7 protein-coding genes are annotated in these 12,027 nt (G+C 56.7%); all 7 read left to right on the top strand.

The window, feature by feature from the left end:
- The first annotated feature begins 4 nt into the window (after positions 1-4).
- Entirely contained in the window at positions 5-1,684 is a 1,680-nt protein-coding gene (locus EXY20_RS25540; RefSeq protein ID WP_135554955.1) for a hypothetical protein, read from the top strand.
- Between the two features lie 1,107 nt (positions 1,685-2,791).
- Complete coding sequence (locus tag EXY20_RS25535) at positions 2,792-4,564, top strand: sensor histidine kinase (protein WP_167859522.1); 1,773 nt, start codon at positions 2,792-2,794, stop codon at positions 4,562-4,564.
- A 22-nt stretch (positions 4,565-4,586) separates the two neighbouring features.
- Positions 4,587-6,341: a sensor histidine kinase gene (locus EXY20_RS25530; protein WP_135554953.1), complete on the top strand. Its 1,755-nt coding sequence runs from the start codon at positions 4,587-4,589 to the stop codon at positions 6,339-6,341.
- 138 nt (positions 6,342-6,479) lie between these two features.
- Entirely contained in the window at positions 6,480-8,087 is a 1,608-nt protein-coding gene (locus tag EXY20_RS25525; protein WP_167859521.1) for an extracellular solute-binding protein, read from the top strand.
- A gap of 74 nt (positions 8,088-8,161) precedes the next feature.
- Positions 8,162-9,070, top strand: a complete 909-nt coding sequence (locus tag EXY20_RS25520; RefSeq protein WP_235886195.1) for an ABC transporter permease — start codon at positions 8,162-8,164, stop codon at positions 9,068-9,070.
- 19 nt (positions 9,071-9,089) lie between these two features.
- Positions 9,090-9,956, top strand: coding sequence for a carbohydrate ABC transporter permease (locus EXY20_RS25515; protein WP_135554951.1), 867 nt, complete (start codon positions 9,090-9,092; stop codon positions 9,954-9,956).
- A 27-nt stretch (positions 9,957-9,983) separates the two neighbouring features.
- Positions 9,984-12,008, top strand: a complete 2,025-nt coding sequence (locus EXY20_RS25510; protein WP_135554950.1) for an alginate lyase family protein — start codon at positions 9,984-9,986, stop codon at positions 12,006-12,008.
- Positions 12,009-12,027: the final 19 nt, after the last annotated feature.

Here is a 12,027-nt window from a genome sequence, read left to right as displayed (position 1 = left end):
TCAGATGACCGCAAAAAACGGGCAGCATCTTGAACCTGCAGGCACACGCCGTCAGGGACTGGCGGATCGGCACCGCAATTTGTACAATGCGGATACTTGCGTGTACTTTTACAATCCCGAGAAATGGCAGCCGGAAGGCGGCCCCTACACCGCCAAGGCGGTGCACCGCTATGTCGATACGCTGGCCGACAACGGCATCGACACGTTCCTCATCAACGCGAATGCGCAGCGGGCGTGGTACCCGAGCAAAGTGATTCCCGGCATCCTCGACGGTTACGTGCGCGGCGACCGCGACTACTTCCGCGGCCATGCGGTGTGCCAGGGCATCACCGATCCGCAGGAAACGGAAGCGTTCGTCGACCGGATGATTGCGTTTATGAACCTGTATCAGGACCTGCTGGATGCAGGCGTCGACTGGCTGGCGGAAACGCACCAGGCGTGCCGCCGGCGCGGCATTTCGCCGTGGGTATCGATTCGCATGAACGACATGCACGGCTTCAACAACCCCGAGGGCAGCTTCTTCAACCTGCCGCTGTTCAAGGAAGAACGCTTCCGCCTGAAAAATAGCGCCTATTCGCCGACGATGCGCAATCCGGACTATCGCCGGGGGTTGAATTACGAATGTCCGGAAGTGCGCGATCTGATGTTTGCGCAAATTCGCGAGGTGGTGGAAGATTACGACTTCGAGGGGCTGGAGCTCGACTGGCTGCGCAACCCGCTCTGCTGCGAGCCGAACGCGTCCGCGGAGACGGTCGCCATGATGACCGATTGGTTCCGCGGCATTCGCGAGCTGACCCGTCGGCGCGAGGAGGCGACCGGCAAGCCGTTCCCGCTCGGCATGCGCATCCCGTACAACCTGAACACGCTGCTCAGCATCGGCATCGATGTGCGCACGCTGGTGCGGGAAGGCATTGTCGACTTCCTGGCGCCTTCCTTCTTCTGGCGTACGTCGTGGGATATGCCGCATGACGACCTGAAGGCGGAGCTTGGCAACGGCGTGACGATTTACGGCGTGATCGAAGACGGCGCGAACGCGCTGCCGACGTATGCACCGGAGTTGGATCGTACGATGGAGATTCGCTATATTTCGGCCAGCCGTCCGATCCTTGCCGCGAATGCGGCCGGCAAGCTTGTTCTTGGCGCGGAAGGCATCTACTGGTTCAACTTCTATTGCACGGACCAGCCGCGTATCCCGGGGCTTACTTCCCACTACCCCAACTTGCGAAATATTGAGCCGCTGCAGCCGCTGCGAGGCGAACCGAAGCATTACGTATTCGGCAACCAGAGCGGTCTGCTGTCGCATATTCCCTTCGAAACGCCGCCGCAAGTGCCGGCGATTCTCGAACCGGGCTGGCGGCAGGCGTTCCGGATGCCGATGTGCGCCGAACCGGCCGAAGCGGGGCTGGAGCTTGTCGTGCAGCTCGTCGTCCAGGCGGATGAAGAATGCCGCTTCGTTCCCGTCATGTTCAACGGCTGCTGGCCGAAGCTGGAGAACGAGCGCACCGAGCGGCTGTTGTTCCCGTGCGGCCCGCTGACGCATCATGTTCCGGCGCATGCCGGCTTCAATTACACGTTCCCCGTATCGCTCGTTCGGGACGGATGGAACGAAGTGGTGGTCGAGAACGGGGGAGAGCAGCCGTTGCGGCTCGTTTGCATCGAGCTGGCGGTGCGCCGCCGGGAGTAGGCGCCGCCGGAGGGAGGTAGCGGCACGTCCACGCTTTGGCCGCGCGTCGAAGTGCGGAAGTAAGGCCGGAATCGGCCTTACTTCGCCCGGCGCGTGTTAAAGTGGGGCTGTAAGGCCGGAATCGGCCTTACTTCGCCCGGCGCGCGCCAAAGTGGGGCTGTAAGGCCGAAATCAGCCTTACTTCGCCCGGCGCGTGCCAAAGTGAGGCTGTAAGGCCGGAATCAGCCTTATTTGGCGGGCGGCGTAAATAAGGTTAAGGGAAGCAACATTGGCCGGGCGGCGGGACGCGTTCGGAGCAGAAGAGTGGGTGCTGAGTACGAGAGTGAGCGGGATCTCAACGCCTAATCGGCGATTTTGACGGCGATTAAATGCAATTTTAAACTTAAGCTGCTGCATGGTCGCTACCTTGCTAGATCTCACTCATACTCACTCGTACCCATTCATACTCACTCATAATCGCTGACTCACTCACACTCGCCACATTCACTTACACTCACTCTCGCTCACTTCGCCAACACCAACTTCTATCCTAGCGTCCCTGCACCGCTTGCAAAAACAAATTTGCTTTTCTCCTCCGAAGCCGCCTCGACTGTGTCGCCCCGTGCTCGTCCGTTGCCGCCAAACTCATGCCTGCCCATGGCACTCGCAATCATGCTACAGAGAGAGTGTCGCATGTATTCGAAAAATCATACATAATGAGTCGCACCCGCCCCCATTCCAGCGATTATATTCGAAAAATCATACATAATGAGCCACCTCCGCATCCATTCCAGCGATTATATTCGAAAAATCATACATAATGAATCGCACCCGCCCCCAATCCAGCGATTATAGTCGAAAAATCATACATATTGACCCACCTCCGTCCCCAACCCAGCGATTATATTCGAAAGATCATAATAAATAAGCCATTCGGATGTTGGAGTAGGTGAGTTATGTGAGACATCAATCACTTAAGCTGTCATCATGCCCCGCTCCGCTTCACACCACCCTCCCGCCGCTTTCCTGCTGCGAAAAACGAACGAATATGGTATGGTACTTCTAAAGCGTTGGCGCCCTTTTATCGAATGGCGGCCCAGACACGCCGTGCAAAGCGAGGTTTCGAGGATGTCGCTGCGATCCAAGCTGCTGCTGATTATGATCCTGTTTCTGTGCCTGCCGTTTCTGCTCATCCTGTTCATCTGGCTGCGGAATTCGTCCGCGACGATCGAGCGCACCGCATCCGATTACGGGAACGCGCTGATGAAGCAGACGGTCGACTACGTCGATACGTTCTTTCGCGGCCTGGAGAAAGATACGTCGCAGCTGCTCGTCATGCCTTCGATCCAGGAATTCATGGCGTTAACTACCGCAAACGATTACAAGTACTACGAGACCGTCAACAGCATCGCCAGCGAAATGACGCAAAGCGCGATTTACAACCGCAGCGTGGACATCAACCGCATCGATCTCATCTCGGGGAAAAAGCTGGTCTACTCGACGAATTTATTCATCAGCCTGGACAATAACGAGTACGCGAACGCGATCAACAACCGGACGAACAACCGTACCTACGGGATTGGCGGCATCGCGATGACCGCCTACGGTCCCGTGCTGTCCTATTATCGCTACTATAGCGATTATGTATACCGCGACATCAACAGCATGATTATTATTTACCTGAATTTATCGTTCCTGGAGATGGCCAGCCAGAATATGCTGTTGCGCGATGCCGGCTTTCTGTCGATCGTCGGCAGGGACGGCAACTACGTGTACCACCCCGATAAATCGCTGCTGGGGACGAAGGCCGATCGCTCCTTGCTGGACAAGCTGCACGACGGCAGGAACGAGTCGGTCGAAGGCTCCTCCCGCAACAAAAAGCTGCTGATCCGCCAGCAATCGGAGTACACGGGCTGGACGTTCGTCTACGAGGTGCCGTTCCGGGCGCTGAGCGGGCCCTTGCAGCAAATGCAGTACATTACGACATCGATCGTCATCGGATTGATTGCGCTTGTGCTGCTGATCCTCGGCGGATTCGCCTATTATTTGTCCCGCCGCATCGCGCTGCTGCAGAAGATAATGCGTCAGGCGGAAGGCGGCAATCTGAATGTAAAAGCCCCGGAAATCAGCCGCGACGAGCTCGGCGGGCTTTACCGCAGCTTCAATCGCATGCTGGTGCAAATACGCCGGCTGATCGACGAGCGAAACGACGCGAACGCCAAGGAACGGGAGCTGCGCAAACGGCAGGAAGAAATGATGATCGAAGTGATGCAGACGCAGATCAATCCGCATTTTCTTTACAATACGCTGGAGGTCATCAACTCCCATGCGATTCTTGAAGACATCAAGCCGATCAGCACGCTGGCGGTTTCGCTCTCGCGGCTGTTCCGCTACAGTGTGAACAACGACGAGCCGCTCGTCAATCTGCAGCAGGAAATGGATCATATTAGAAATTATTTCCATATTTTGCATGAACGAAACGAGTCCTTGCAAGTCGAGTTCGAATTGGAAGAAGAGCATCTGCGGCATGTCGCTTGCGTGCGGCTGGCGCTGCAGCCTTTGATTGAAAATGCCTGCATGCACGGTTACGAAGCGGCCGGCTTGCCGCCGGATTGCCTTGCGATTCGCGGGGCGAAACAAGGCGACGCCTATGAGCTGACGATCGCCGATAACGGAGTCGGAATGCCGCTTGCGGCCATCCGCGAGTACAACCGCGCGTTTGCTTTGCCGCAGACGGAATGGGACGAAACCAATTTGCAGCTGTACGGCGGCATGTGGAATGTACACCGGCGAATTCGGCTTACGTTCGGGATGCCTTACGGTCTGCAATTGGCGGAGCAAACGGGCGGAGGGTGCGAAATCCGGATCCGGCTGCCGCTGATTGCGGCGGAGAGCGAGTAGTCCGGCGAAGGGAGGCGCTGTAATGTCCTTGCGATTCAAGTTGATGGTCATCGTCATCGTCTTTCTTTGCCTGCCCTTTTTCATCGTGTTGTACTTATGGAAGCAGAGCACGTCCCGAACGATCGAGCAAACCGCCACCGATTACGGCAAGCTGCTGGTCAAACAAACGAGCGACGTCATCGACGCCTACTTTCGCGAATTGGAGCGCGACACGACGCCGCTGCTGCTGCTGCCTTCGATTCAGCAATTCATGCAGCTCGAATACAACAACGGATTTGAATATGTCAATCTCTTCAATAAAATCGATAAAGATTTGTCGCTCAGCTCGCTGTTCAGGCGCGCCGATTACATCGGCATGAGTTTGCGGGCGGACAGAGGGGCAAGCCTGTACAGTGCCATGACAGAGGAGGAGTACCGGAAGGCGCTGCAATTGCGCGTCGAGGATCGCACGTACGGCGTCGGGGGCGTTGTGATGCCCAAAGGGAAACCGCTGCTGGCTTACTACCGGTACTACAGCAATTATGTCCACGATAACGGCAACAGCCTGATCGCGATTTATCTCGACCTGTCCCGCATCGACCTGATCGGCGCCAACGCGCTGCTGCCCGAATCCGGCATCCTCGGCATTATCGATCAGAACGGCAACTACGTCTATCATCCGGACAGCGGGCTGCGCGGCAGCCAGGCGGACGTTTCGCTGCGCAAGCCGCTGCCGGACGGCAGGGACGAAACGATTGCGCTGGAGAAAGACAGCCAAAACATTCTCATCCGGCAGCGATCGGCGTATTCGAACTGGCTGATCGTCTACGAAGTGCCGATTCAGTCGCTGAGCGGGCGGCTGCTGCAAATGCAGCATCTTACGCTCCTCGTCATCGCCGGCATGGCGGCAATCGTGTTGTTTCTGCTCGGCGGGCACGCCCTGCTGCTGACCCGGAGAATCATTCTGCTGCAGAAGCTGATGCGCAAGGCGGAGGAAGGCGATCTGCATGTGGAAGCTCCAAGCGGCAGCAAGGATGAGCTGGGCAGACTGTATGCCGGGTTCAACCGGATGATGGTCGAAATTCGCGGGCTGTTGCAGCAGTTGAAGGTATCCCATGCCAAAGAAAACGAGCTGCAGGTGCGGCAGCGGGAGACCGCCATTCAAGCGATGCAGTCGCAGATCAACCCGCATTTTCTGAACAACACGCTGGAGGCGATCAACGCCTACGCCGTCAGGGAAGGCCTCAAGCCGATCAGCATCATGGCGGTTTCCCTGGCTCGCATGTTCCGGTACAGCGTAAACAACCAGCCGATCGTTTCGCTGGCCGAAGAGATCGAGCACATTCGCTGGTATTGCAATATTTTGCAGGAGCGCAGCGATACGCTGCAGGTGGATTTCGATGTGGACGAGGAGGCGATCGCGCAAGTGGCATGCGTGCGGCTCACCTTGCAGCCGCTGGTCGAAAATGCTTTTCTGTACGGTTCGGAAAATGCGGACGGCGCCGTCATCATTGCCATCAAGGGCGCACGGGTGGAGGGCGGCTACGAAGTCCGCATCAAGGACAACGGAAAAGGAATGGAACCGGAGAAAATCAGGCAATATAATGAACGGTTCGAAACGGCGTCGTTGCATACGAAACAAGAGCGCAAGATGGCCAGAGGAATCGGCATCTGGAACGTGCACCGCCGCCTTCGGTTTACTTTCGCGGAGCCGTACGGGCTGCGGATTGTGGAGCCGGAAGCCGGCGGATTTGAAATTTGCGCCACCTTTCCATGCGGAATGAAAGCGCGATCATGACAAGAAGTATCATTTCGCTGCAATATATATCATGTTCGAGCGTACCCCGAATTCGTATACTTAATGATATCCCCGTTGACGGAAGGCCAGACGCAACCGTTGACGGCGATCTACAATCAGAAGGGGGACATGCAAACAATGGTCGGATCCAAGAAAAGCGCAGTGTCTTTGCTCGCTGCAACCATGGTGCTCGGCGGTTTGCTGGCTGCTTGCAGCAGCAAGAAAGACAACACGCCTGCGGCTTCGTCGACGTCGCCGGGTGCATCCAAATCTTCGGCAGCTCCAACAGCGGCGCCGGAAGGGCCGAAAAAAATCAGCTTTCTGCTGGTAAACCCCACCGTGCCGGATTTCAATTCGGTCAGTCAAACGAAGGACAATGTATACGTCAAGCAGCTGCAGAAGTTAACCGGGTATGAGCTCAGCTACGAGTTCCTTCCGGGCGGCGAGGAGACGAACAAGCAACTGGCGGTTCGTTTCGCTTCCGGCGATTTGCCCGATGTCATCCGCACCGACGGCATCAGCGCTCCGGTCAACGCGGGGGCTGTCGACCAGGGCGCCTTTACGGACTTGACCCCGCTGCTCGACAAATATGCGCCCAACTTGAAGAAAGCGATTCCGGATGCCGTTTGGAAAAGCCCGCTCGTTTCGAAAAACGGCAAAATTTACGGCATACCGTCCATGTGGCCGAATCCGGATACGCGGCTCATTTATTACCGCAAGGATTGGATGAAGGAAGCGGGAATGAACGAGCCGACGACCAACGACGAATGGCTCAAGTTTTTCGAATGGGTGAAGAACAACAAGAAGGATGCCGTCGGCTTCGCTTACCGCGAACAAATGAGCTACAGCGAGCTGTTCTTCGGTTCGTTCGGCGTCCATCCGACGATGTGGGTGATGAAGGACGGTCAATTCGTTCCGTCGATGATTACGCCCGGGATGAAGGATGCGGTCAAGTTCTGGAAAGACATGTACGACAAAGGTTATGTCAACAAGAACATGTTCACCAACAAAGCCGCCGACTGGGACAACATGATTTCCACGGGCAAAGCCGGCGCTTGGCTGCATGACGCGGCCAACTACTCGGGCTGGGCGAAAAAAGTTGCCGGCGACGAGAACAATACAAGCGTGATCGGGCTGGCAGCGGCGCCGAAAGGGCCGGGCGGCGATTTCCTCCGTGGCAAGAAGTCGGGCATTTATTATGTCAGCGTCATTCCGAGCAAAGTGAAAAACCCGGAAATGATTTTGAAATATTTTGATATGGCCTATACGAACCAGCAGCTGCAGGATTTCTTCCACTTCGGCATCGAAGGCACCAACTACAAGAAAACGGACGGCAAAGTGTCGTTCGACGGCCTGGATAAAGCGTATGCGAAGCTGCCAAGCAACGAGAGCCAAATTTTCACCTTGCTGCTCAATCCGCGCGGCGTCGGCTACGAGGATAAAGAAGTGCTTGCGCTTTCGCCGGTAGGATCGGTCATCGCCGACGGCTTCGCCAAGGCGTCGAAGAGCGCGGGCAAGGACGAAAGCCTCGATCTGCCTGCCTTCGATATCATCAAGGAGAAACCGGAATTGGCCGCATCGGCGGCAACCGGCACGTTGTTTGCGGATATGTTCGCCAAAGCGATTACCGGCAAGGAAAGCGTGGATCAGGCATTCGACAGCTTCGTTGCCGAATGGAAAAAACGCGGCGGCGACAGCATGATCAAAATCGCAACCGACTGGCACAAATCGTTCTACGGCAATTAAGCCGCTTATACAAGTGAGGTCACGGGTCGGTCCCTGGTACGGGCCGGCCCGTTCTGATCGGAGAGGATCCCAACATGCGCTTGATGAACAAATGGCTGAGAAGCGATTCCCTGGCGCTCTGGATCATCGTATTGCCGGGATTGATCTATTTTATTACGTTCAAATACGTGCCGATGCTCGGCAACGTAATCGCTTTTAAAAATTACAATGTGTTTGCGGGCATCATCGACAGTCCTTGGGTAGGCTTCAAGTACTTCTCGCGAATGTTCACTTACGAGGAGTTTTACCATATTTTGTCCAATACGGTCGTGCTCAGCTTCCTGTCCATCCTGATCGGTTTCCCGGGACCGCTGATTCTTGCGCTGATGCTGAACGAGCTGCGGGTCATGTGGCTGAAGCGGTCGGTGCAAACGCTGCTGTATTTGCCCCATTTCCTTTCCTGGATTATCGTCGGTTCGATCTTCATCAATTTGCTGCAATCGGGCGGGTTTCTCAACCAACTGCTCGACAGGTGGTTCGGCGTCGCCGAAATCGAATTTTTGACCGACTCGAAGTATTTCAAGAGCGTTATTATCGCCTCGGGCTTATGGAAAGAAGTCGGCTGGGGCATGATTATTTATTTGGCTGCGCTGGCCGGCATCAATCCGAACCTGTACGAAGCCGCGATGGTCGACGGCGCGGGCCGTTGGCGGCAAATGTGGTCGATTACGCTGCCGTCCATCATGCCGGCGATCGTCGTGCTGTTCCTGCTGCGGATCGGCAACGTGCTGGACGCCAACGTGGAGCAAATTCTCGTGTTCCTCAACCCGCTCAACTTCGACAAAGGCGAAGTGATCGACACCTATGTGTACCGCGTCGGCTTGCTGAGCGCGCAATTCAGCTATACGACGGCGATCGGCCTGTTCAAATCGGTCATCGGTCTGGTCCTCATCCTCGGTCTGAACAATCTCAGCAAACGGACAACGGGAGAAAGTATCTACTAGAGAAAAGGAGAGGAAGTCGATGCTGGATTTCAAACACGACCGCCCGTTCCAAATCGCGCTGAGCGCCGTGCTGATTGTGATCAGCTTCTCGATGATTGCGCCGATGATTCATCTCCTGGCGATTTCGCTCAGCGACGCGAAGCCGGTAGCCGAAGAACGGGTCATTTTTTGGCCGATCGGCTTCAACCTCGACGTTTACGAAACGATTTTCCAAATCAAACGGTTGTGGCGATCGTTCGGCATCACGGTGTACATTACGGTGGTCGGCACCTTGATTACGCTGGTGTTAAGCGCGATGACCGCGTATCCGCTGTCGAGAAGCAACATGAAGGGCCGCAAAGCGCTGCTGAAAGCGATTATTGCCACGTTCATTTTTTCGATCCCGCTCATTCCCGGTTATTTGACCGTTCGTGCGCTCGGCATGGAAAATACGCTGTGGGCGCTGATGATTCCCGGCGCGACGGGCGCCTTCTACATCGTCATTATGAAATCTTTCTTCCAGGGCATCTCGTCGGAAATGTTCGATTCGGCCAAGCTGGACGGGTGTTCGGAATACGGGATTATGGGGCGCATCGTCATCCCCTTGTCCAAACCGGTTCTGGCGACGATTGCCCTGTTCCATGCCGTGGGCCAGTGGAATGCTTACTTCGGGGCGTTGATCTACTTGCGCGACGCCAAGATGATGCCGCTGCAAATCGTGCTGCGCAGCTTGGTCATCGACAGCGATGCCGCCCTGAACGGGGCCGGCTTCGACATGGCGATCAAAACGCCGGAGATGGTAAAAGCGGGCATCACGCTGTTCGTTACGGTGCCGATCTTGATCGTGTATCCGTTCCTGCAGAAATATTTTGTCAAGGGCGCGATGCTCGGATCGTTGAAAGAATAACTATCTATCGAAAAGGGAGACGGCCGCATGAACTTGCAGGATGTGCTGACGACACCGGTTTCCAAGGAACAGTTTTATGAGCAGGTAAAGCGCAGATTGGCCGATATCGACCGCAAGCGCGGGTGGACCAACGAGGAGCGAGCCGCCTATATTCGCGCCGAATTTCCGCAGGAAGTGGAGCAATTGGTGCAATCCGCGAATGAGGCCGTGCAGGGCAACCTGCATTTGCCGGGATCGCCGAACCGCCATTTCGTGGGCAATCCCCCCGACTGGTTCGCCGACCCGTTCTTTGACGCGGAGTATGTGGTAGGCCTCAACCGGATGGGCCATTGGAATACACTGGCGAAGGCGTATTTGCTGACCGGGGACCGGCGCTATGCGGAAAAAGTTATTCAGGAAGCGTTCCACTGGATAGCCGTCTGTCCGTACCCCGGCGTTCCCGAGGACGAGGCGGAAGTGTTCCGGATTTATCGCGGCATCCACCCGTGGAACGCGTTGTCCAGCGGCATTCGCATGTTTGCGAGCTGGCCGACGATAGTCGAACATTTGTTCGAATTTTTGACGCCGGATTCGTTGGCCGAGCTCGTGGTCAGCATCTACAAGCATGGCGAATTGCTGGCGAAAGCGTGCCCGATTCTCCATCCCAAAGCGGTAAGCAATCACTATATTATGGAAAATACAGGACTGCTTTACTTGTCGTTCCTGTTCCCCGAGCTTCGCAGCTCGCAAGCCTGGATCAAACAAGCGATGCACGAGCTGGAGCGCTGCGCGGCGGCGCAGATGACGAACAGCGGCGGCCATATCGAAGGCAACCCATCCTATCACAGCGGCTGCTTAAGCTGGCTTTCCTTGCCGATCGTGATTGCCGGCCGGCACGGTCTATCCTTTTCGGACGATTATACGAAGCGGGTTGCCGCAGCTGTCGAGTATGCGATTCATGCCTTCCGCCCGACGGGCACGATTGTTCCCTGGGGCGACTCGGACGCCAATCTGGCGGCGGTTTACGGCGTGCTGGACACGTATCCGGCATTCGGCCGGCTCGAGTGGATCGAGCTGTTCGCCAAGCTGGCGGGCAAGGAGCAGGTTTGGGGCGCGCTGCGCGGCAACTTCGGGCTGATGTGGCAGATTGACGAGCTCGAACCGCTGCTTGCCGCGATGAAGGCGATGGACGGGCAAGGCGGCGGCATCGATCTGCCCATGACGAACCGACAGTATGAATTGCACCAATTCATGATGAGAACGTCGTGGGAGCGCGAAGCGCTCAGCGTCTTCTTCACCTGCCGGACGCCGGTGGAGGGCGGGCATTCGCACCAGGACCCGACCGGATTCGACTTTACGGCATACGGCCGTCCGCTTGTTGTCGACCCGGGCCGGTTCTGCTACCGGGAAGACGAGGACCGTCGCTTGTTCAAATCGGCGACCTGGCACAATACGCTCACGATCAACCATCGGGAGCCTTACGATCTGATCTCGTCGTGGCGCTACGGGCCGCAGAAGCCCGGCGTCATCGAAGCGGTGTACGAAGCGGACGACTTCACGGCTGTCGCGGGCATGCATCGGAACTACGAGCCGGTCATTCACCGGCGGCTGCTTGCGATGATCGAACAACGGTTTCTGCTCGTACTAGATTCGGTAGCTTCGGACGACCCGGTTTACAGCGTGCAGCTGTATTACCACTTCGATTCATTGCGTGTGGAAATGAACCGTTCGCGAACGGGCGCATCTACGACCGACGAGGGACAAGCGAATGTGCTCGTCCATACGTCGGGCAACTTGGTCGGCGAGCTGCTGGCCGGCAAAGTGTCCGACCATCTGGACCAGTCCCGGCCGTCCACCCGGATGTGCCTGCGCGACTATTCGCGCGAGCATGAGCGGCGCGCTTACGCGACGCTGATCGTGCCGAGCCGCCCCGGCGCAAGCTTGCCCGAGACGGGCGAAATTGCCGTCACGGCCGATGCCGACGCCGTGCGCTGCTCGTTCCGGCTGGACGGCGTGCCGTATCAGGCGGTATGGCAGGATGGCGGATTGACGCTAACCAAGTCGCCGGTATAACCAACAACGCCGATAGGGG

The sequence above is a fragment of the Paenibacillus cymbidii genome, assembly GCF_004764705.1.
GTDB classification, from domain to species: domain Bacteria; phylum Bacillota; class Bacilli; order Paenibacillales; family NBRC-103111; genus Paenibacillus_AN; species Paenibacillus_AN cymbidii.
This window is presented reverse-complemented; position numbering and strand designations above follow the sequence as displayed.